General features: G+C 57.5%; 24 protein-coding genes. 14 read left to right on the forward strand and 10 right to left on the reverse strand.

Annotated features, from left to right (window positions below; translation table 11 throughout):
• The first annotated feature begins 61 nt into the window (after positions 1–61).
• Positions 62–505 carry a MaoC family dehydratase gene (locus MK208_RS02155; protein ID WP_294113442.1) on the forward strand — a complete coding sequence of 148 codons (444 nt, stop codon included), beginning with the start codon at positions 62–64 and terminating at the stop codon, positions 503–505.
• 64 nt (positions 506–569) lie between these two features.
• Here MK208_RS02155 and MK208_RS02160 read toward each other — a convergent pair whose 3' ends face one another.
• Positions 570–1,340: a nuclear transport factor 2 family protein gene (locus MK208_RS02160; RefSeq protein ID WP_294113443.1), complete on the reverse strand. Its 771-nt coding sequence runs from the start codon at positions 1,338–1,340 to the stop codon at positions 570–572.
• Positions 1,341–1,434: 94 nt separating this feature from the next.
• On the opposite strand from MK208_RS02160, the gene MK208_RS02165 reads away from it, so the two are divergent.
• From MK208_RS02165 to MK208_RS02190, 6 genes are all read left to right on the forward strand, one after another.
• Positions 1,435–1,800 (forward strand): helix-turn-helix domain-containing protein, encoded by a 366-nt coding sequence (locus MK208_RS02165; RefSeq protein WP_294113445.1) that lies wholly within the window; start codon positions 1,435–1,437, stop codon positions 1,798–1,800.
• Between the two features lie 52 nt (positions 1,801–1,852).
• On the forward strand, positions 1,853–2,785 hold the full coding sequence (locus MK208_RS02170) for a bifunctional riboflavin kinase/FAD synthetase (RefSeq protein WP_294113447.1): 933 nt from the start codon (positions 1,853–1,855) through the stop codon (positions 2,783–2,785).
• The gene (locus MK208_RS02175; protein WP_294113449.1) at positions 2,782–3,258 is read left to right on the forward strand and encodes a YcgN family cysteine cluster protein; all 477 of its coding nucleotides are present in this window, start codon (positions 2,782–2,784) and stop codon (positions 3,256–3,258) included. The genes MK208_RS02170 and MK208_RS02175 overlap by 4 nt, the downstream gene beginning before the upstream one ends.
• Positions 3,258–4,307, forward strand: a complete 1,050-nt coding sequence (locus tag MK208_RS02180) for a beta-eliminating lyase-related protein (protein ID WP_294113450.1) — start codon at positions 3,258–3,260, stop codon at positions 4,305–4,307. Before MK208_RS02175 ends, MK208_RS02180 begins: the two co-directional genes overlap by 1 nt.
• A 4-nt stretch (positions 4,308–4,311) precedes the next feature.
• Entirely contained in the window at positions 4,312–4,530 is a 219-nt protein-coding gene (locus tag MK208_RS02185) for a DUF6500 family protein (RefSeq protein WP_294113451.1), read from the forward strand.
• Between the two features lie 117 nt (positions 4,531–4,647).
• Positions 4,648–5,331 carry a hypothetical protein gene (locus MK208_RS02190; RefSeq protein WP_294113452.1) on the forward strand — a complete coding sequence of 228 codons (684 nt, stop codon included), beginning with the start codon at positions 4,648–4,650 and terminating at the stop codon, positions 5,329–5,331.
• Positions 5,332–5,497: 166 nt separating this feature from the next.
• Here the strand turns inward: MK208_RS02190 and MK208_RS02195 are convergent, their stop codons facing one another.
• Genes MK208_RS02195 through MK208_RS02205 form a run of 3 tightly spaced genes read right to left on the reverse strand, consistent with a single transcriptional unit; the run spans position 5,498 to position 7,581 of the window.
• Positions 5,498–6,130 (reverse strand): hypothetical protein, encoded by a 633-nt coding sequence (locus MK208_RS02195; RefSeq protein WP_294113454.1) that lies wholly within the window; start codon positions 6,128–6,130, stop codon positions 5,498–5,500.
• 31 nt (positions 6,131–6,161) lie between these two features.
• Positions 6,162–6,965 (reverse strand): alpha/beta hydrolase, encoded by an 804-nt coding sequence (locus MK208_RS02200; RefSeq protein WP_294113456.1) that lies wholly within the window; start codon positions 6,963–6,965, stop codon positions 6,162–6,164.
• Between the two features lie 16 nt (positions 6,966–6,981).
• Entirely contained in the window at positions 6,982–7,581 is a 600-nt protein-coding gene (locus tag MK208_RS02205; RefSeq protein WP_294113458.1) for a 2-hydroxychromene-2-carboxylate isomerase, read from the reverse strand.
• A 107-nt stretch (positions 7,582–7,688) separates the two neighbouring features.
• On the opposite strand from MK208_RS02205, the gene MK208_RS02210 reads away from it, so the two are divergent.
• A complete protein-coding gene (locus tag MK208_RS02210; RefSeq protein WP_294113459.1) occupies positions 7,689–8,705 on the forward strand; it encodes a ribose-phosphate pyrophosphokinase in 1,017 nt (338 codons plus the stop codon).
• A gap of 162 nt (positions 8,706–8,867) precedes the next feature.
• Here the strand turns inward: MK208_RS02210 and MK208_RS02215 are convergent, their stop codons facing one another.
• Positions 8,868–9,326 (reverse strand): helix-turn-helix transcriptional regulator, encoded by a 459-nt coding sequence (locus tag MK208_RS02215; RefSeq protein WP_294114097.1) that lies wholly within the window; start codon positions 9,324–9,326, stop codon positions 8,868–8,870.
• A 334-nt stretch (positions 9,327–9,660) separates the two neighbouring features.
• Positions 9,661–10,470 carry a ferredoxin--NADP reductase gene (locus MK208_RS02220; RefSeq protein ID WP_294113461.1) on the reverse strand — a complete coding sequence of 270 codons (810 nt, stop codon included), beginning with the start codon at positions 10,468–10,470 and terminating at the stop codon, positions 9,661–9,663.
• A 128-nt stretch (positions 10,471–10,598) separates the two neighbouring features.
• Between MK208_RS02220 and MK208_RS02225 the strand changes: the two genes are divergently transcribed.
• Both MK208_RS02225 and fdxA read left to right on the forward strand, forming a co-directional pair.
• A complete protein-coding gene (locus MK208_RS02225) occupies positions 10,599–11,291 on the forward strand; it encodes a nitroreductase family protein (protein WP_294113463.1) in 693 nt (230 codons plus the stop codon).
• Between the two features lie 64 nt (positions 11,292–11,355).
• The gene (gene fdxA / locus MK208_RS02230) at positions 11,356–11,736 is read left to right on the forward strand and encodes a ferredoxin FdxA (protein WP_294113465.1); all 381 of its coding nucleotides are present in this window, start codon (positions 11,356–11,358) and stop codon (positions 11,734–11,736) included.
• Between the two features lie 303 nt (positions 11,737–12,039).
• Here the strand turns inward: fdxA and MK208_RS02235 are convergent, their stop codons facing one another.
• Positions 12,040–12,843, reverse strand: a complete 804-nt coding sequence (locus MK208_RS02235; protein WP_294113467.1) for a hypothetical protein — start codon at positions 12,841–12,843, stop codon at positions 12,040–12,042.
• Between the two features lie 446 nt (positions 12,844–13,289).
• On the opposite strand from MK208_RS02235, the gene MK208_RS02240 reads away from it, so the two are divergent.
• Complete coding sequence (locus MK208_RS02240; RefSeq protein WP_294113469.1) at positions 13,290–14,006, forward strand: hypothetical protein; 717 nt, start codon at positions 13,290–13,292, stop codon at positions 14,004–14,006.
• A gap of 100 nt (positions 14,007–14,106) precedes the next feature.
• On the opposite strand, the gene MK208_RS02245 is transcribed toward MK208_RS02240, so the two are convergent.
• Together MK208_RS02245 and MK208_RS02250 are read right to left on the reverse strand one after the other, a co-directional pair.
• Complete coding sequence (locus tag MK208_RS02245) at positions 14,107–15,321, reverse strand: GTP-binding protein (RefSeq protein ID WP_294113471.1); 1,215 nt, start codon at positions 15,319–15,321, stop codon at positions 14,107–14,109.
• Positions 15,318–15,533 (reverse strand): hypothetical protein, encoded by a 216-nt coding sequence (locus MK208_RS02250; protein WP_294113472.1) that lies wholly within the window; start codon positions 15,531–15,533, stop codon positions 15,318–15,320. The genes MK208_RS02245 and MK208_RS02250 overlap by 4 nt, the downstream gene beginning before the upstream one ends.
• 241 nt (positions 15,534–15,774) lie before the next feature.
• On the opposite strand from MK208_RS02250, the gene MK208_RS02255 reads away from it, so the two are divergent.
• The 3 genes from MK208_RS02255 to MK208_RS02265 all read left to right on the forward strand — a co-directional run bounded on the left by MK208_RS02255 (position 15,775) and on the right by MK208_RS02265 (position 19,851).
• Complete coding sequence (locus tag MK208_RS02255) at positions 15,775–16,749, forward strand: hypothetical protein (RefSeq protein WP_294113474.1); 975 nt, start codon at positions 15,775–15,777, stop codon at positions 16,747–16,749.
• Positions 16,750–16,920: 171 nt separating this feature from the next.
• Positions 16,921–18,099 (forward strand): MFS transporter, encoded by a 1,179-nt coding sequence (locus MK208_RS02260; protein WP_294113476.1) that lies wholly within the window; start codon positions 16,921–16,923, stop codon positions 18,097–18,099.
• A 243-nt stretch (positions 18,100–18,342) separates the two neighbouring features.
• Positions 18,343–19,851, forward strand: a complete 1,509-nt coding sequence (locus tag MK208_RS02265) for a leucine-rich repeat domain-containing protein (protein ID WP_294113478.1) — start codon at positions 18,343–18,345, stop codon at positions 19,849–19,851.
• 101 nt (positions 19,852–19,952) lie between these two features.
• On the opposite strand, the gene MK208_RS02270 is transcribed toward MK208_RS02265, so the two are convergent.
• Positions 19,953–21,767, reverse strand: a complete 1,815-nt coding sequence (locus MK208_RS02270) for an ATP-binding cassette domain-containing protein (RefSeq protein WP_294113479.1) — start codon at positions 21,765–21,767, stop codon at positions 19,953–19,955.
• Positions 21,768–21,811 lie beyond the last annotated feature (44 nt).

The following is a 21,811-nucleotide window of genomic DNA, read 5'->3' on the forward strand; positions in this document are numbered from 1 at the left end:
CCAATCAAGCGCATTGAGCGTTATTTAGTTGCACAGCCAGTCCAGAAAATCGGAGGACCAAATGTTGGACAACCTGCCCCGCGGCACAATTTTTATCGAAGACCTCGAAATCGGCATGACCCGCTATGTGCGCAAAACCGTGACCGATCAGGACATCGAGATGTTTGCCGCCGTGTCCACCGACCACAATCCGGTGCACCTGGACGAAGAGTATGCCCGGGACACGATGTTTGGCGGCCGCATTGCCCACGGCATGCTGACCGCGGGTCTGATCTCTGCAGTCATCGGCGAGCAACTGCCCGGCCACGGCACCATCTACATGGGCCAGTCGTTGAAGTTCCTCGCCCCTGTGCGCCCCGATGACACCGTGGTGGCCTCCGTGACCGTGACCGACATCGACATGGGCAAACGCCGCGTGAAACTCGATTGCGCCTGCATGGTCGAAGGCAAGAAAGTCCTCGCCGGCGAAGCCACCGTGCTCGCGCCGTCACGCAAGCTGGACTGATCCCCCCAACCGAAAAACTCCTCCAAACTCAAAGGGCGGTGCCAAATGCACCGCCCTTTTTGCTTTAGAACTTGCCGTTCTCATGCGCCATTTCCGCCGGGATTTCGCTCACCGTGTCCCAGTGCTCCACGATCTTGCCATCCTCAACACGGAACAGATCGAAAAACGCGGTGTGCGCCTCGCCCAGCACGCCCTCTGACGCAGCAAAGACAAAATTGCCTTCTGCCACAAGCATATGCGTCGTGTCATAGCGCATCTCGATGCCAGCCTCCGCCATCATCTGCAGCGCGCCACCAAGGCCTTCCAAGCCATCTGCAATCTGCGGATTGTGCTGCAAATACGTCTCCGTGGAAATGTAGTTGGCGATGTTCTCAGGGGCCTTCCCGTGCAAAACATCACTCACAAACGCACTCACCAGCGCCTTGTTCTCCGCCGTCTTGTCCCGGTCCACAATCTCCGTCGCCCCATCGGTCATGGTCCGGCCCGACGGGTTCGGCCCCGCCAGGGGCTGCAGGTTGTCCCAATGTTCCACCACTTTGCCATCCGCCACCCGGAACACATCAAACGCCACCAGCGTCTCCGCCCCAAAGGCCTGCGCATTGTCAAAAGTGTTGTGCATCACCACCAGATCGCCCTCGGTGATCACCCGATGCGTGGTCGCGGTCATGCCGCTCTGCTGGATCACCGGCACAAAGCCCACAATCGCCGCCGCCCCGGTGGGCACAGCCGGATTGTGCTGAATGTAGTCTGGCGCCAACAGCACGCTGGCCGCCTCAGGATCAAACTGGATGAAAAGCGCGGAGAACGCGTTCAGCACGGTTTCAGTGATGGTCATTTTGGTCAGCCTCTCGAATCAGCTTGTTGCATGTATGGCTGTACGGTATGAATTTTGCACCAAGTATCAATTACGCACCTCAAAGGAACCAGGTATGGTCAAAGTAACCGCCCACACCAAAGAAGAGGCCGAAAACTGCCCGGTCCGCTCTGTCCTGACCAAAGTCACGGCGAAGTGGAACCTGTTGATTTTGCTCACTTTAGAGGACGGGGAACTGCGCTTTGGCGAACTCAAACGCGCCATTGGCGACGTCACTCAGCGCGTGCTCACCGAGAACCTACGCCTTTTGGAACGCGACGGCCACCTGACCCGCACCGTGCACCCCGGCCCGCCCTTGGCGGTCTCCTACGCCTTAACCGAGCAGGGCTTTGACCTTTTGCGTGTGCTCAAACCGCTGGTTGGCTGGGCGGCGCAGAACTTTGGCGACATCTCCGAAGCCCGCGCCCGCGCCGCCGAGTAACGCCGCGCCGTCCTCTCTTGCGCCTGACCATTCAAGGGGCTAACCCTGCCACATGCAGATCATTCGCGACTATCAGTTTGTAACCCCTAAAGATCGCGGCGCCAGCGTCGCGATTGGCAATTTTGACGGCGTGCATGTGGGCCACCAATCGGTGATCGACTTGGCGCTCAAAGCCGCACCGGATGCGCCTTTGGGCATCATGACGTTTGAGCCGCACCCGCGCGAGTATTTCGCGCCGGATGCCCCGCCCTTCCGCCTCGCCAGCGCCGAGACCCGCGCGCACCGCTTGGAAAAACTCGGCGTGGAAAAACTCTATGAGCTGCCGTTCAACACCGCACTGTCCAGCCTCACGCCAGAAGAATTTGCCCGCGACGTGATCGCCGAAGGCCTCGGCCTCGCCCATGTGGTGGTTGGCGCCGATTTCTGCTTTGGCAAAGGCCGCAAAGGCACCGCTGACGACCTCGTTGCTTATGGCGAAACCTACGGCTTTGGCGTCACCATCGCGCCGCTGGTGCAAGGCGGCGACGGTCAAGTCTCATCCACCTCCATCCGCCAGGCACTCTCCGACGGCCGCCCGCGCGATGCGGCCAACATGCTGGGCCACTGGCACCGAATTGACGGCCCGGTGATTGGCGGCGAACAACGTGGCCGCGAGCTTGGTTTCCCAACTGCCAATATGTCTATCGTCGGCCTGCACCAACCCAAATACGGCGTTTATGCCGTGTTGGTCGACGTGCTCGATGGCCCACATCAAGGCAGCTATCACGGCGCCGCCTCCATCGGCACCCGCCCAATGTTTGGCGAAAACAAAGCCAACATCGAGACCTACCTCTTTGATTTCTCAGGCGATCTCTACGGCCACACGTTGTCCGTTGGCCTCGTCGACTACCTGCGCCCGGAACTCAAATTCGACAGCCTCGACGCCCTCATAACCCAAATGGGCGCAGACTGCGACCAAGCCAGAGCGCTGTTAAACGCCTTATGAGCAGCCAGGACGTCATAGCCCGCCACGGCCTCGCCAAACGTTTCTGGGAAAAAAAGCCGCTCGCCAAACTCACCAAGGTTGAATGGGAAGCCCTCTGTGACGGCTGCGGCAAATGCTGCCTCAACAAGCTCGAAGACGAAGACACCGGCGAGGTCGCGCTGACCTGCGTCGCCTGTCGCCTTCTAGATGACGAAACAGGCCTGTGCAGCCAATACGAAATCCGCCATCAGTTTGTGCCCGAATGCATTGTCATGACCCCGGACAACATCGACGATCACGCCTATTGGCTGCCGCAAACCTGCGCCTATCGCCTGCTTTGGGAAGGCAAACCGCTGTATGACTGGCACCCGCTGATCTCTGGCCGCCAAAACAGCGTTTTTGAGGCAGGCGTCTCCATGCGCCACCGCACCGTATCCGAATTCGACACCCCGCTGGAGCAGTGGGAAGACTTTATCATCGAGGAGCCCTCCTAATGCACTTTGCCTCTGACAACTCCGGCGCCGCACTGCCCGAGGTCCTCGCCGCCATCACCAAAGCCAACGAAGGCTACGCCATGGGCTATGGCGACGACGTGGAAATGGCGCAGGTCACCGCCAAAATCCGCGAGATTTTTGAGGCCCCAGAGGCCGCCGTCTATCTGGTCTCCACCGGCACCACGGCAAATTCACTGGCGCTCGCAACCCTTTGTGATCCTTGGCAAACCATCTTCTGCTCGGAAGTGGCCCACATCCACAAAGACGAGTGCAACGCGCCCGAGTTTTACACCGGCGGGGCCAAGCTCACATTGGCGGCAGACAAAGACGTCGACAAAATGACGCCCGCCTCCCTGCGCGCCGCCATCGAAGGCGAAGAGACCCGCGGTGTGCACGGCCCGCAACGCGGCCCTGTGTCGATCACGCAGGTCACCGAATATGGCACCGTCTACACGCTGGCCGAACTCACGGCCCTTTGTGATGTCGCCAAATCCTATGACCTGCCCGTGCATCTGGACGGCGCGCGCTTCACCAACGCCATGGTTGCGCTAGGCTGCACGCCTGCAGAAATGACCTGGAAAGCCGGTGTCGACGCGGTCAGCTTCGGCGGCACCAAAAACGGCTGCATGGGTGTCGAAGCGGTTATCTTCTTTGATCCCAAACATGCCTGGGAATTTGAACTGCGTCGTAAACGCGGCGGCCACCTGTTCTCCAAACACCGCTACCTCTCCGCGCAAATGCTCGGTTACTTGCAAGACGACGTTTGGATCGAAGCCGCCACCAAAGCCAACGCCAACGCCGCCCATCTCGCGGGCGGATTGCGCGCAATTGGGGCCACCTTCAAATACCCGCCACAGGCCAACATGATGTTTGTCGCCCTGCCCCGCGCCACTCACAAACGCCTGCTGGACGCCGGCGCGGTCTACCACCTCTGGGACGGCACGCTAGAAGGTGACGACGCCGAGATGGTCACCGCGCGTTTGGTTTGCGACTGGTCTCTCAGCAAAGAGTTGATCGACCAATTCCTCGATCTGGCAGCGGGCAAGTAATCCGGTGAGAGACACCCTACGCGCCAAAGCGGTTCAGATCTGCAACGACAAAATCGCCAAGAAAGGCGAGACCGTCGGCCTGTCCTTCTACGCCTTCTTTGCCAACCAGAACAACAACCCGGACCTGCTGATGGAAGCTGCCACATGGTGGATCCAAACCCATGAGCTCGATCACTTTGAGAAAGCCGTGAAGGTCCGGGAAATGATTTTGGCGGGCAAATAGCTCTAAAATGCCAATGCTATGCCTTGGCAGCGCCCCACTGACCGAAAGACCTTGCACGCGTGCATTGCGCCAACCCGAAGAATGATACATTCTCGGTCCGTCTTAGATGCGGGTACCATGAAAAAAGTCCATTCAATGTTCGCGGCTTTGGTTGCAGGCCTATTTTTACTTCCGAGTGCACTTTTTGCGGGGTTCGAAAATTGTGGAATACAATATCAAAAATTGAACTGGGCTGGGCGGCAAGTCGACAAGTTCACGACAGTTATTGCTCCTGTGAAATCAGGCGAAGTGGCCGTATTTGATCGTGCGCAGTTACGCTGCAACGGCAACAACGTTTCAGACGAACTAAGCATCCACATTTCGCGGTCGGGAAGCACTGAGATTGAGCGGCTGGACGCATCTCTCAAGCGACATGGGTTTAAATTTGAGTCTGAATACTCCGGCTCACGAATTGCTTTTCCACCCAACTGGAACTCCGATGGTCAGGGGCGCCACGATGCAATTGCGTGCCTATCCATGAAAAATGAGTTCTTCTTGGACCAACTTGGGCATCAAACCTTTTGTGGCGCATCTGATGTGGTGATTGCTTTCGAGCTTTTATCCTCCCGAAGAAACGAAAGCGACGCATGCTCCATAGTTGCGAAGTTTCACTCACAAAACGCCTACGTCTGGATCTTGGCTTCACAAGTGGAGCAAGCAGCATGCAAAAAAATGACGAAGCATGCGTTTTTCTTACACGTTACAGATACCCTCCGGCTATTTCGCTTTTTAGACGCGCGCTACGGAGCAGAAACGCTGTAGCCTAACGAATGAATAGGCAGAAGTTGCTCGCTTCCCAAAAGCTAGACAGCTACGTCAGAAACCATCCGCCGCACCCTAGCCCCGGCCCCACAGGGCGGGTGCTTCGCCTCCTGCCCCGCAGTTCATGCGCGGTCATCGTTCGCGCAGAACCGCCGATTTCAAATTTTCAGTGCAACATGGCTTTTTCGCACTTTTTGAAATCAAACAGCTTCGCATAGCCGCCCTCGCATAACGCTTGCTTCAGTGAGTCAGAAAAGAATAGTGATCTGTCGAGCCACTTGTCCGACCAAAAATCCAACCCTTCTGTCTTTGAAGGCAATACAGCAATGTCGCCATCCTGAAGCGTGTACGGCATTTTCCATTTGGCTTCCGGCGAAGGCTCGGACTGACTGCGGTGTTTGTAGCGTTCCCTTACGTTTTGACACTGTTCCGGTACAAATGCTTCAACATCTTCTCTGACGCCAAGAATATAGAGGTTTGGAACGACCAAAGTTATTCGATCATGCAGGTACAGATTTGCGGGATACATCTTCGCAATCCCTAAGTTGTACGAGGCAAAAACACTGTGGAGATTTTCCGAGATTTTGATGCCACCTGGCCCGAAGAATATATCAGGAACACCCTTCTCAAAAAATGCATCGCGATACTTCCCATACAAACGAAAAGGCAAGTCCTCAGAGCGAACCGCACGCCCTTTCGCTTTGGCTCGCCAGCCCGGCTCTTCTCGGTCGATTTCGATCCCCACGAGCAAGTCAGAGTTGTTCGCTATCGCCGAAATCCAAATATCACCTTCTGCCACTACTCTTTACTCCAATACCCCTGCGAAAAACTTAGCCAAGACTTTCAACCATCCGCCGCACCTCAGCCGCCACCACATCCGCATGCGTGATCGCGCCCATATGCCCGGCACCCGCCACGGTCACCCGCCGCCCATTCTGCACCGCACTGGCAACGCCATCACAGACCGGCTTCATGATCGCAGGGCTCTCCGCCCCGTCCATCACCACCACCGGCACCGCAATCTCGCCAAGGCGCGGCATGATGTTGCCAACGTCGTCCAGCACATCCTGCTGGCTGGCCACAACAAACGGCACCTGCCGCGTGAAGGTCGCGCGGGTCTCTTCCGGCAGCGCCTCCCACGGCGTGCCATCGCCCCATTCCTCCACAAACATGCGCACCGCCGCCTCGGCGTCACCGGCGTCGTTTAAGGCAAACACCTGCCCCATATGCGCATCGTTCTTGGCCACTTCCTCCGGTGCAGACTCTTTGGCCGCCAACATCGTCACCGGCTCAAACAACGACAGGGATCGCACCAGATCCGGCCGCTCAATCGCCAGCCGCAGCCCCAACAGACCGCCATAAGAATGCCCAATCACATCCACCGGTCCGTCCAGCCGCGCCAGAATGGCCTCCAGCATGGTCTGCCCGGTCAGCGTGCCCGGCACATAGTCCGCACTGCGCCCATGGCCCGGCATGTCCGGCGCCTGAAGGGTCAACAGATCGCCCAGCGCCGCGCCAATACCACGAAAGGCGCCTGAGTGCCCCAGATTGCAATGCAGCGCCAACGCCGCACGCGGCCCCTGCCCCAACACGCGCCAATGCATGTCAGGCGTCTTTCTGCTGTCCAATGCCATGGTCCTTAAAGTGTCCTTACAACTCACCCGCCAAATGCGCGTCCAAATCGTCCAACCGGTCCTGCCCCCAGAACCGCGCCCCATCATCGGTTACGTAGAACGGCGCGCCAAAGGCCCCCGCTTCCACCGCCTCATCCAGGTTGCGGGCATAGGTCTCCGCCCCCACCAGCAAACCGCTGTCCGCCAGCGCCGGATCAAACCCGGCCTCAACCAGACAGGCGCGGATCACATCATCCTGCGCAATGTCCTTCTCCTCAGCCCAGCACGCCCGCGTGAACCCATGCGCCAAAGCGCCCAGGTCGCCACCGCCGGCATTGGCCGCCGCGATAAAGGCATAAGAGGATGGCGCCATATTGGTCGGCCAATGCGCCGGATGCAGATTGAACTCCATGCCCAACTTCTTAGCCTGCCGCACCAATTCCTGCGCCCGGTATTCCTGACGGCTGACGTGACGTTCTTTGGGCGGCGTGCCGCCTGTGCGGCCAAACAGCGCAATGATGTCCAGCGGTTTGTAGACAATCTCAGCCCCGTGTTTGGCCGCAATCGCCTCCAACCGGGTGCCCGCAAGATAGGTATACGGAGAAATTGTCGAGAAATAATAGGTGATCGTGGCCATTTCTGCCTCCCTGATGGCGCGCTTTGCTTTGCGAGACGTTAGGGCCATGTTAAGGCAAGCGCAACGTCACGAATCTGTCACCAAAGCCACCTGGGGATTACCGCGCTATGGCCACCATTCTTGAACCCAAACTGATCACTGGCAACGCCAACAAACCGCTTGCCAGCGCCATCGCGCGGCGAATGTCGATGCACCGGGGCAGCAACGTCAATCTGATCGACGCCCGTGTAGAGCGCTTCAACGACGCTGAAATCTTTGTCGAAGTCTACGACAACGTGCGCGGCGAAGACATGTTCATCATCCAGTCGACCTCCAACCCGGCGAACGACAACCTGATGGAATTGTTGATCATGTCCGACGCCCTGCGCCGCTCCTCGGCCAGCCGCATCACCGCTGTGATCCCCTACTTCGGCTACGCCCGTCAGGACCGCCGCACCAAGGCCCGCACCCCGATCACTGCCAAGCTGGTCGCCAACATGATGGTCGAAGCCGGCATCGAGCGCATCCTGACCATGGATCTGCACGCCGCACAAATCCAAGGCTTCTTCGACATTCCGGTCGACAACCTCTACGCCTCGCCTGTGTTTGCGCTCGACATCAAAGCGCAGTTCAAAGAGAACCTGTCTGACGTGATGATCATCTCTCCGGACGTGGGCGGCGTGGCCCGCGCGCGCGAGCTGGCAAAACGCATCAACGCGCCGCTGGCCATCGTGGACAAACGCCGCGAGAAGCCGGGCGAGATTGCTGAGATGACCGTGATCGGCGACGTCAAAGGCAAAAAATGTATCATCGTGGACGACATCTGCGACACCGCCGGCACGCTTTGTAAAGCCGCCGAAGTTCTGATCGAGCACGGCGCCACCGAGGTGCACAGCTACATCTCCCACGGCGTTCTGTCCGGCCCGGCGATTGAGCGCATCACCAACTCAGTGATGAAATCGCTGGTCATCACCGACAGCATCGAGCCCACTGAGGCCGTCAAAGGCGCCGCCAACATCCGCATCGTGCCCACCGCCCCGATGTTTGCCCAGGCAATCCTCAACACCGCTAACGGCACGTCCGTGAGCTCCTTGTTTGAAACCGAGACGCTGGAACCTGCCTACGAAGGCCTGTTCAAAGCCTGATCTGAGCGGATCAATTGAGAGATTTGGAAAGCCCCGACGGTTGCGTCGGGGCTTTTTTGTGGCGTGTACCTGCCAGTGTACGCTCCAAGGTCACCTCGCGTGACGCACTCAGACCTGCCCGCCAGGTCACCTCGCCCACAACATTGCCCCGCGCTGCACCTATCAATAACTTGCCATTAGCTGACGCAGCGAGGTGACGTTCATACGTTTGTAGGCTTTTTTGCGGTGGGTGATAATGGTCGTTTCCGCCACGCCAAGCAGCTCCGCGGACTCTTTTGCCGTCCGGCCTTTGATCGCCATCGCAGCAACCTCGCGCTCACGCGGGGTGAGATCTGGATAGGTGAGCGCCAGCCGGGCCTGAATATCATTCTCCATCCAAACACCATCTCTCAAAGAAAAGGCGACATGCCGTTCCGTCAAAGCCAACAACAGCCGCAGCAGCGCCTGAATTTTTCCGCTGTCCGGATTGTCGAATGGGCCGCTTTCTTCACTTGAATACATGCTGACAGAGAGCCCATAGTCCGCTGTACGCCGGACAATGGACACGCGCTCTGAAATTCCCGGCAGATCATAACAATCCCGCCGGTAAGTGAACGAGAAGATATCTTTGGCGGTTTGCACCGTCAAAAAGTCGCCGTGTCCGTGAGAACCGCAAAGGAGTTGCGTATTTCCGTCTTCTTGGACGTGGCGCCGATACCCTTTTGCGGCTTGGGTTGCGCGCCGCTGCCCCAAACGACAAGCTGTGCCAATCAGAAGCGGCGCATCCCGGTCTCCTTGACAAAACAGCGACACAAAATCCGCGCCACAAACCTCGCTCGCAACCCCCATGACCGCCTGAGTGAAGCTCTCAGACCCAACGGCCTGAGACAGCGGAATGACCTGATCGACACCCAAACTCAGTTCGGCAAAGGGTGGCTGCAGCTTTTGCTGTTTCAATCGAATTCCATCCCTTGTTTTACCCGGCGAATGCCTTTTCGATCACAAACTGTCCCGGCTTGGAGTTTGATCCTTCAAGAAACCCATGCTCTTCGCAAAGGCCTTTGAGAGTGTCCAGCATCGCCATCGACCCACAGATCATCACCCGATCGGTTTCCGGCGTCAAATCCCCGCCGCTCATCTGTGCAAGCCGACCGTCTTTGATCCAGTCATCGATACGGCCCGTATTTTTGTAGATCTCCCGGGTTGCCGACGGGTGATGATACAGCATCCCATCGGCCAGATCGCCCAGATAGTCATGGCTGTGAACCGACTGCACCAAGTCAATGCCGTATTGCAACTCTGCCACGTTTCGGCAGCTATGCAGCAGGTGGACCTGGTCAAATTTTTCATACACCTCGGGATCTCGAATGACGCTCGCAAACGGCGCGATTCCCGTCCCGGTGGACAGCAAAAACAGTCGCTTTCCCGGCAGCAACCCATCAAACACAAGCGTGCCAACTGGTTTGGGACGGATCAAAATTTGATCGCCAATTTGAATGTTCTGCAGCTTAGACGTCAGAGGGCCATCAGGCACTTTGATTGAATAGAATTCCAGATGCTCCTCCCAGTTGGCTGAGGCAATGGAATAGGCGCGCACCAGTGGTTTGCCATCAATCATCAAACCAATCATGGCAAATTCACCGGAGCGAAACCGAAACCCCGCCGGGCGCTGTGTTGTGAAGGAAAATAGGCGATCCGTGTAATGTTGCACCGACAGGACATCCAATGTGACAAAGCCCTTTGGCACCTCCGTTGCTAACCTTGCTCCTCCAACGATCTGATCCATTTTGCGCTCCGTTACTATTGAGTTTGGTGGAACGAACACTTTTTGGATCAGAGTCAGCAATCCTCATCAATGAGGAATGAAGTGACCGAAGTACCGGCGGTATTCTATCCCCAGCAAAGGAGACGCCAATGTTCGCACGCGATCACATAGAATACCAACCTGCCGACCTGCCAGACCGGATGGATTACTCAGCCGAGAAAAGCCTCAAAGAGGCAAAGGCCTTTTATGACAGAATGAAACGACGTCACACGGTGCGTGATTACTCCGACACCCCGGTATCCCGAGAAGTGATCGAGGAATGCATCCGTACCGCAGGCACGGCGCCATCGGGGGCGAACCACCAGCCGTGGCATTTTGTGGCGATTTCCGATCCTGCGTTTAAGAAACGTGTCCGCGAAGCCGCCGAGGAAGAAGAGCGCCGGTTTTATGAGGGGGGCGCCGGCGACGAATGGCTCAAAGCGCTCGAACCGATTGGCACCAATGATCACAAACCCCATCTGGAGGAGGCGCCGTGGCTCATCGTGGTGTTTGCGCAGCGCTGGGGCCATTTTGACGATGGCACCCGTTTCAAGAACTACTATGTCCCTGAAAGCACCGGAATTTCCTGTGGATTCTTGCTGGCGGCGTTGCACCATGCAGGCTTGGTCACCCTGACTCACACCCCAAACCCCATGCGGTTTTTAAACAAGATGTTGGGGCGGCCAGAGAGCGAAAAACCGATTATGATTGTGGCTGTGGGACATGCGGCAAAGGACGCAAAGGTGCCCGCCGTCGCCAAGATGAAAAAGCCGCTCGACGAAATCCTGACCGTCGCGGACTAACCCACCCCACTTTAAAAACCACAAAACGGCGAGCCATTGGGCTCGCCGAATGGAGAAATGTGTCTTGGCCTATGTTGTCACCGAAAACTGTATCGCATGTAAGTACACGGACTGCGTGGACGTCTGCCCGGTAGACTGTTTTCACGAGGGTGACACCATGCTGGTCATCCACCCCGACCACTGCATTGACTGCGGTGTGTGCGAACCTGAATGCCCGGCAGGCGCAATCCAACCCGACACCGAACCTGACAGTCAAAAATGGGTTGATTTCAACCGAGGCCTGGCCAACCAATGGCCGGTCATTACGGACCGCAAAGATCCCTTGCCCCATGCAGAGGAGATGGATGGCTTGCCAGGAAAACTCACACATCTTAAGTCCTCCGAGCCTCTAAGGGCCTGGGTAAAAACCAACGCGCCAACCCTTTGGCTTGAGGCTGCGGAGTAAACCCGTTGTGGGTATTTGGGGCACGGCACCACTTGCGCCAACGGCAGCTCTGTGAGCGCGCTGTTTGAAACAGAGACGCTGAAACCTGCCTACGAAGGCCTGTTCAAAGCCTGATCTGAGCGGATTAGTTGAGAGATTTAGAAAGCCCCGGCGGAGACGTCGGGGCTTTTTCAGTTAACGGATGGACGGAGTCACGAAAACCTCGGCTCCAGTCTTATTTTCAAAGCCGCTATGACACAAAATCAAAATCGGACCTGTCCAGGATGCCTCCTGGCGTAGGAACCCAGCACCCTGTGCCCTGGCCTAAGGCCTCAGCGGCATAACCGTTTCAAAGTCATAGTACTCCATTGGGCGCTCATACGGTTCCTCTCGAAGGAAATCCGTTATCTCTAGAAGTCCTGTGATGCCTTGACTTTTCATCTCATGGAAAAGTTCTCGCCCTATTATTGGGAGGTCTTGTTTTTTATTGATCACGAAAATCGAGTACTGCTTGGCGCAGTCAACTATGGATGGAGAGTTTTTAAAAGCAGTCCAGAGTTTTGTACTTAGGATGCCATATCTATCTTGAGGTATTCTTTCTAATTTTTCTGGCAAAGGCCCCTCATAGCTAAATGTATTGCGCACATAGGCCATAAAGTACTTCTTTCCAAGGGGCTTTTGACTTTCCGCAGATACGAAGCTCACTGGAGCAAAATCGCACACACTAGGCGCAAACTTGCAAATTAAATCGCGTACCTTCTCGGAGACGGTCAAGTACTTGAAAACCATAACATCTGGAAGTAATTCAGCCTCTTTTTCGAGTATCGAATAATCCGGATAAAACTCACTCATGAACATTGGATTCATTGTGACCTCGCCTCGAATCCAATTCCCGGACTTGTCTTCAGTTGGGAGTGGCCGCCAATGAACGCCTGCACGTTCGTCTATCACACGCGCCTCTTTTGTGGGCGCAAATCGTAGACTGCGAAAATCCCCGACGACGGAGCGCTCAAAGCGACGAACTAACCCGCTGGAAAGAAAGAGTGCATAAAACGGCGCCTCTGTCCGGATCTCCGGCTCCACCAAATCTGCTGCGGATTTGATCAGAGTGTTTGTGTTTTCTGCCATGTCTCTTGCTCGTTCGATGAAGGTCTTATGCACCGCACTCATTATCCCTTTAGGAGATAGCTTGGAAGGTCACGATGCGCCCATTGATTGAATTCCTGCGCTGCAAGTCGGATTGGTCATTGCAAGGGTCAGGCCGCGCGGCCAATCAATGACAAACGGAGCGCGCGCGACAACAGGTTGGTAGACCTTATGGTACCCGCATTATCAGGTAGTCACGCGCCGCCGCCCCTCCCTCCTATTGAACATGCTCCTGTAGCAATGCCCTTCTAGGCACCGTTTGACCATGTCGACAGAGCACAACTCTTGGAACGCCTGCCTCCCTCCCCCAGTAAACCCTTTATCAAGCCTCTTTCTGCATAGTCCGCGTGAAACACCTCGCCAGCAGAAAGCCGGTTCCTATGTCGATTGCCTCCTCTTTGCGTCTAACGCTTCTCTCTGTCAGCCTCATGGCGACCCAAGCGCAGGCCAATAGCGTCTCCCTAATTCAGAACGGTTTCTTCGCACAGCGCGCCTCTTTCAACGACACGCCCGCCCGCACCCCACAACAGCCTGCCCTCGCGCAACCAACGGACGCCGATACCAGCCGCGGCGCATTGGCCTTGCGCCCTGGCGCCGCCAGTCTGTTCCGCGGCCGTGCCACCGGCGGTCTCTTTGCGCCGGTGTTGAGGCAGGTCCTCCCATCCGCTGCCAAGCAACTGATGACCCTGATTGCCGGCGCGGAAGCGGGCAAGGCTGGCTATGACGCGGTGCAATATGGCGCCCGCATCAAGCCCGCCGCGCCGCCCACCAAAATGACCATCGCCGAGATCTATCAGTGGATCGACAACACCCCGGGCCAGCCCCATGCGATTGGCCGCTATCAGTTCATCCCCGCCACCTTGCGCCGCCTTGTGCGTCATCAGGAGGTGCCGCACGACAAGCTGTTCAGCCCTGAGATCCAGGACCAGCTGGCCCACCAGTTGCTGGAAGAGGCCGGGCTCAGCGATTTCCAAGCGGCCGAGATGTCGCGCGCGACTTTTATGCTAAACTTGGCCAAAATCTGGGCTGGGCTGCCCACAGCGACCGGCAAATCCTACTACGAAGGCTATGCCGGCAACAAAGCGGTCTACACCTGGGACTATTTCGACAGTCACTTCAAAAAGATTTTTCCGACCAGCGGCTAAATCGGTTCCGCAGATAGTGGTGTGAATTGTCCGTGGCCGTCTCGCAACACACACCTCAGAGGAGGAGTACCACCTTCACAGAGCGGCACCTCATTTGCCCTTACTCCAACCCCACCAGCGCCTTTGGCCACGGGTCTTCAAACACCGCCCCGGCTTTCCATGCCTGCACTTCCTCCGGCGTGCAGAAACATTCCCGAACCGCCTCAGCAAACGCGTCCAATCCGTCCCGATCCCCAATCACGGTCAGGCGGCAATGGCGGTCGCCAAACTCTGGAGATTGTCCTTCCAACCGCCGCCGCATCTCCGCGCGTTCTTCTGGCAGCAAATTCAGGCTGTCATCCTCCAGCGTTGCGATCTTCCAATAGTTGACCACTTCCAACCCCACGCTGCCCGCCGTTTGGTTCCACAACAGTTGCAACTTGTCCCGAGACGGCAACCAAAAGAACCCTTTGCTGCGGTAAATCCCGGTGCCAAGGTAGTGGTTATACACCTGCCACAGCCGCTGCGGATGAAACGGGCGCGGATCAGAAATCACCACGCTGTCGATATGATAATCAGACGCCTCCGCCATCGAGCTGGTGTCGTGTTCTTTGCCCCAGTCCCTTAGCTCCGCGCCCAGCTGTGCCACTCGGTCATGATCATAGGGCGGCATCGCCAGCACATCTTGCAGCCGGATATTGCCCCACTGCATGCCCATGACGTCTGCGCCCCGATTGATGGGATGGATCGCCTCGGCAATCGTGCGCAGCACCGTGCTGTCCACCCGATCCATCTTGCTCAGCAGAATGCGGTTGGAAAACATGATCTGCTCGGCCAGCAAGTTCTCAATCCCCCGACGACCCGCCGCCAGGTTCTGTGAGGCTTGTGGCACAATTGCCCGACCAAAATCATGATCCTGCGCCAGAGTCAGGCTGTCCACCACGGACAGAAACCCGTGCAACCTCAGCCCCTTATGCGCACGAATGGCCTCCAGAAGCGGCCAAGGATGGGTGCTGCCAGAGGTCTCAATCAACACATGGCTGACCCCGGCCTCTGTGACCTGCGCCACAGCTTGGGCAAATTTCTCAAGCCCCTGTGCCCCGCTGATGCTGCCTGCGGGAATGGACACGAACCGCGCGTCCTGACGCGACAGCACCTCGCTCGTGTCCAAAATGGAGCCATCCACATCCAGCTGGCTCATCTCATTGACAATCACCCCCAGCCGCACATCCGGCAGCGACCGAGCTTGCACCAAAAGGCTTTGCAATAACGTGGTCTTCCCTGCCCCCAGAAACCCGTTGAGCACCGTAACTTGCAAAGGTTGCGCCTGTGTCATGTGGTCAATCGGTCCTGTGCTTGTTTGAACCACGCCAGCGTCCGCGCGTGGTGCATCTTGCCCCACCGATCGATGAACTTCTGGGTGTGGAAATCGTTGGCATCGCCACGCGCTTTGATGCGCTCAGCCACATATTCTGGGGTCAGTGGAATGCCACATTTGACAGTGATGCAATGTTCCCACTCTTCATAAGTCTGCGGTATCAATGACATAAGCTCTCGTTTGGTTGCGGGACGCAGTGCCCTGTGAAACAGGACTGGCTGGGCGCCACATGGCAAATGATCCGCAAGCCCGCGCGAAACATCTGTCAGGGTTTTCCGGGCTGGTGAGCGCTAGATATGTGATACTATAACACATCACGCAAGAGGGAACTGTGCCATCACCACCACCCGAGCCGCGCATTTTTTCTCCCCCCCCTTTACCGACGTCCACCCCCCCGCCACAAAAGACGCAATGCAGCATCTATCTAAACCCACGGAGCCCTCAGCTCTCCCCCAATCTCCCAGCGTGATCTTCCACGCCAAGGACTCCTGGCTGAGCTCCATTCGTGACGAAAAATTCGACTTCACCCGCAAGATCGCCAACCACGCACAATCTCAAGGTGTCCTCACTTACACGGTCGAAGCGGCCACCGCGCTCTCAACCACCCTTCTCGATCAGAACCACGCGCATATCTTCATCGGCCACCGTCCGGAAACATCGCGCCCGATTCTACATGCCATGCCAAGTTACATCTGGGGGTTCTGGTACCTCGACCCGATGGGGGTCAACTGGCACGCCTCTCTTGCAACCAAATCATTCTCCCCCGAGGACATCGACGCCACCACCGCCACTTACTTCTTCAACGGCGTCAGCGGCCACATGCTGCGCCACAACGTTTCCAAATTTGCGCAACCCACCTCCAAAACCGAACTCCCCTCCGCCCATGCCGTGCTCTTCCTACAAGAGATCGACAGCTACGCCACGCCGGTGCACCACATCGACACGCAAAAGATGATCGCCACCGTGGCAAAAAGCACCGAACGCAGGGTCTACGTCAAACTGCATCCAGCGCAGTCCGAGGTCTTCTGCAACCGCTACACCTCCATCTGCAAACGGTTCCCGAACGTGCACATCAGCGACCAGAGCATCCATGCCCTCACAAAGGCGTCTGACATCGTGGTCACCCAAAACTCCGCCGCCGGATTTGAGGCCCTCCTGCAAAAGAAACCTGTGATCACCTGCGCCCGAACGGACTACCACCACGCCACACTGGTGGCGCACACGCCGCAAGAGCTGCGCAAGGCACTCCGAACTGCACAAGCCACATTGGCAGGCTTTGACTATGCCAAATACCTCTACTGGTTCCTGTCAGAGCACATGCTGGAGCCGCAACAAGACACGTTCGAAGCCCGTACTTGGCAGCGAATCTCCCCGCTCCTTGGTTGACAGAGCAAAAATTGCCCTCAAAAAACCCAACCAATTTTCTGACAGGGTAGAGCAAAAGTCGCCCAAAAACCTCTTTGGGTTGTTTTTCGCAGAAAAATACACGCATATGACTTGTTCCCTGCGCAACTTTGGGTCTAGCTGGCGCCATATCCGCCAACAGGACCTACTCTCATGACACCCACACTGTCCCCAGGGACCGTGCGCCTCATTATGGCGCTGTTTTTCCTGCATCCTTTCGCGCTCGGAAGCTGGCTGCCACAGATCCCGTTTGTGCAAACCAAACTGGATCTCACCAATGCCCAGCTCGCCCTGTCGCTGCTTGGCCTGCCGATGGCCTTTGTGTTCTTCTCCAAGTTCGCTGCCAAGATCGTCGCGCAACATGGCGCGCCAAGAGTTCTCTTCGCGGTCTTCCCAATTCAGGCCGTCACTGTGGTCCTTCCACTGTTTGCCGTAGATCACATCACGCTGTTTCTGGCGCTGCTGGTCTTTGGCGCCACCGTCACCTTCCTGAACGTGGCGCTCAATGTTTATGCAGGCCAGTTTGAGAAAGTTGCCAAGAAATCCGTGATGAATCGCTGCCACAGCTTCTGGGCTCTTGGCATGACCGCAGCCTCTTTCCTGGCCTCCATGCCCACCGAGCTTTTGTCTCCGGCGCTCACCATGTTTGTCCTCGCGGGCTCGACAACGCTCATCGCGCTGTGGCTGGCACGGCCGCTGCCCAACCTGCGACCGCAATCCGCAGACGCCCCGGCCAAAACCAAACGCCGCAAACTGCGGGATTACCCAACCACCCTGTTCCTGATTGTGCTCTTTGTGGTCTCCGTCACCATGTCCGAAGGCGCCATGGCCAACTGGGGTGCGGTCTATATGGCCGAACGCCTGCCCGAAGGCAGCAGCACCGCAGGCCTCGCCGTCACCGTGTTCTCCGCCTTTGTCGCCTTAGGTCGCTTTATCGGCGACTTCCTGAAGGTCCGCATGGGCAGCACCAATCTCGCCCGCATGAACGTCGGCCTCGCCATTGTCGGCCTGCTCATCCTGGTCGCGCCCTTCCCGCCACTGATCGCCTTTGTCGGATTTGCCTGCATTGGCCTGGGCCTGTCGGTGGGCTTCCCACTGGCGGTGTCGGCCGCGGCCGCACTGGAAGACGAGCATGATGCGGACAACATCGCCTTCCTATCAATCATGGCGGTGGGCACCAATGTGGTGGCCCCGCCCGTCATTGGTCTGCTCGCCGACCACTTTGGCATCGCCATGGCTTTGGCCGCGCTCTTGCCTGGTCTGTGCCTCAGCTTTGTGATGGCGCGTCATTTGACGCCAAGCACTGACCTCCCCAAGCCCGCGCCTGCCTAAAACTTGCGCAGCCAAAAACCGCAAAAATTCACAACGCCCGCCTGTCTCCCCAATGGCGGGCGCCTTTGCTTTATACGAAGGTGCAGCGCGCTACGTCTTTGGGACAGAACACCTGCCTCAAAAAACCACCCAAATTTACCAAAAAGTGAGTTGTCCGAAAGCCGTTCCGCAGTAAACTGAACCTCCACTAACGCTCCTGACTTCTTTTTTCCCCCGCGCCGTCCCTCTCTACAGGCGCCGTTGATGAGTTTTCACGTGCTGACCAGTTTAAAAATCCAATCTTTCCTCACCGTGGCCAAACAGAGCCTCAAACAACGGATGCGCCCGCAAGTGCGGGCCCGTCGCAAAGCCGGCCTTGCCCCAACGGGCACCCCAGCCGATCCTGCCGCCTTCTTCTTCTGGAGCCTAGAGCGCCACAAGGAGGCCCGAGCCCGCCAGATGGTTATCTCCGGCGATAACGGCCGCTTGCTGCCAGAAATTTCCGAGCTTGCGCCTCATCTGCGCACACTCAGCATCCGCCACACTCCGATCACCAGCATCGCCGCCTTACGCGGCCTGCCCAATTTGGAAGCGCTGGAAATCACGGCCTCTCCGGTTACGGATTTATCGCCGCTGGCGGACTTACCGGCCCTGACAGAACTCAAACTCTCTCTGCCCTCTGACATCGATGTGACCCTGCCTGACCTGCCAAACCTGCAGCGGCTCAAAATTTCCCATCCCGGCAAGCCGGTCCACCTCGGTTCCCTGCCCAGCCTGGAGCAGGCCGACCTGCTGGCCCTATGTGACACGCTCCCTGCGCTCACCCAAAGCCCAAAACTGACAGACCTCAAGACCCGCATCGCCAAAGGCCAATCGCTGACACCTCTCGCGCAAGCCACCGCCCTCACCACGCTGTCTCTGCGTTGTGACGGCAAAGTCAACATCGCGCCACTCGCCAACTTGCAACACTTGGAAACGCTGGACCTCTTTGGTGCGGACACCACCGACCTCACTGCTCTGGGCGCCCTGCCCGCACTCGCAACCCTGTCGCTGTGGAACACCCCGGCCACTCGGTTTGATGCGCTGTCTCAGGCCTCCAAGCTGGAATACTTGACCATCCAATCCCTTGGCCAAATCACAGACCTCGGCTTTGTCACCCCGCTGACCGAACTCAACCATCTGTCGCTTGGCTCGGTGTCCCATTGCAACCTCGCGCCGGTCGCTTCTTTGACCAAGCTCGACTATCTCCTGTTGCAGGCCGCGGATCCCGATCTGGATCTTGGCCCACTGGAATACAGCGACACACTGCGCACCCTGCATCTCCGCCTGGACGACTCGGCGGATCACCCAATGCGTGCGCCGTGGCCCGAGCTACCCAACTTGCAAACCCTCAGCCTCACCGGTACAGGCCTGGCCTCCCTCAATGGCCTGCAACGCTGCCGAGCGCTAAAGAGCCTGAGTTGTACCGGCACTGCGGTTAACGACCTCTATCCCCTGCGCTCGTTGCCTTATCTGGAGCAGCTCGACATCTCCGGCAGCCAGGTTGCCGACCTCTCGGTTCTGCTCACTTTGCCGAAGTTCACCAAGCCCAGCCCCTCTTGCACGCTCGCGCTCAATGACACGCCTGCGCTGCACAAAATGCACGGGCTGGAGGCCTTGGCCGCCTGCGCCAACGGACGGGACTACGATCACAACCGGCACCTGATGGCGAACCGCGTGGTGGTGCTTTTGAAAGATCAGGCCGCCGCGCCAACCGCGCACACCGACGCCTGATTGGTAAACCAACTGTTGCGGCGCCGTGACGCCGCAACATATTCAAAAACCGTGGACAGTCGCGAAACAGTCGCAATACTGACAGAATACCGACGTCGAATTCAGCCGTTGCTTTCGGCCTTTTCTTCCAGCGTCAACCACTCTTCCTCCGCGTCCTGCAACGCCGTCTGACGCTCCACCAACGCCTCCGTCGCTTTCTGGAATTTCACCGGTTCTTTGGTGAACAACTCCGGGTCCGCCATAAATTCTTCCAGCTTGGCAATCTCCGCCTCAAGCCGTTCCATGATCCCCGGCAAAGCCTCCAGGCGGTGCTTCTCGGTGAAGCTCAAACCGGCGGCAGACGCAGATTTCTCTGCTTTCACTTTCTCGGCTTTGGGCTTTGATTTCTCGGCCTTTTTCGGCGCATCTTCCTGCCGCTGCGCCCGGTAATCAGACCAGCCCCCGGCATAGGTCACCGCCTGCCCATTGCCTTCCATGGCAATGGTTGTGGTGGCCACCCGATCGAGAAAGTCCCGGTCGTGGCTCACCAACAGTACGGTGCCGTCATAGTCATCTAACAGTTCTTGCAGAAGATCGAGGGTCTCCACATCCAAATCGTTGGTTGGTTCGTCCATGACCAGAAGATTGCTCTCTTTGGCCATCAATTTCGCCAACAGCAACCGTGCCTTCTCACCACCGGACAAAGACCGCACCGGCGCTCGTGCCTGACGATCATCAAACAGGAATTCTTTAAGGTATCCAACCACATGCTTGGGGTTGCCCCGCACCATCACCTGATCGGCCTTACCCGACACCCGCATCTCCGGATCGCCTGTGAGGCTATCCCAAAGCGTCATATCCGGATCCAACTTCGCCCGCGCCTGATCAAACACCGCAGACAGCAAATTGGTGCCCAAAGTGACCGTACCCGTGTCCGGCTTCACATCGCCCATCAACATCTTGATCAAGGTGGTTTTACCCACGCCATTGGGCCCAACAAAAGCAACACGGTCGCCACGTTGCACCGTCAACGAGAAATCACGGACAATGCTCTTGCCGTCATAGGATTTGGACAAACCTTTGGCTTCAATCACCTTTTTACCGGATTTCGGCCCCGCCGAAAGCTCCATTGCCGCCGAACCCTGCCGCTTGATCATCGCCGCCCGCTCAGCCCGCAGGTCTTTCAACGCCCGCACACGGCCCTGGTTGCGCTTGCGCCGCGCACTAATGCCTTCCACAGCCCACCGCGCCTCAGCCTTGATCTTGCGATCCATCTTGTGGCGCTGCAGGTCTTCTTCGTCCCAAACCTTGTCCCGCCAGGCTTCAAAATCCTCAAAGCCTTTTTCCTGACGACGCACCATTCCCCTGTCAATCCAAAGGGTTGCACGTGTCAGCGCCCTCAGAAACGCCCGGTCGTGGCTGATCAAAACAAAGCCTGCCCGCGTCGCTTTCAGCTCTTCCTCAAGCCAGGCAATCGCCTCAATATCCAGGTGGTTGGTCGGCTCATCCAGAAGCATCAACTCCGGCGCTTCGGCCATCAGCCGCGCCAAAGCCGCCCGCCGGCGTTCACCGCCAGAGGCCGTTTCAACAGCCCGCGCCGGATCAAATTTCAGCCCCTCACCCGCGCGCTCAACTTTATACATCTCTCCCGGCTCCAAAGCTGCAGAAGCAAAGTCACCAAGCGTGGCAAACCCAGTCATATCAGGGTCTTGCTCCATATAGCCCACGCTCACCCCTGGCGGCACAACGATGTCGCCACGATCCGGTTCCACCAGCCCGGCCATCACTTTCATCAAGGTCGACTTGCCCGATCCGTTGCGCCCCACAAGCGCCACCCGATCACCGGGCTGCACCACAAGGCTCAATTGATCAAACACAGGATCCCCGCCAAAGGTCAGGGAAATATCGCTCATCTGCAAAAGGGGTATACGTGCCATGAGATGCGCCTAGCCCGCAGACGCCGCCCCGTCAACCAGCCTGT

The sequence above is a fragment of the Shimia sp. genome, assembly GCF_022448905.1.
Lineage (GTDB): Bacteria > Pseudomonadota > Alphaproteobacteria > Rhodobacterales > Rhodobacteraceae > Shimia.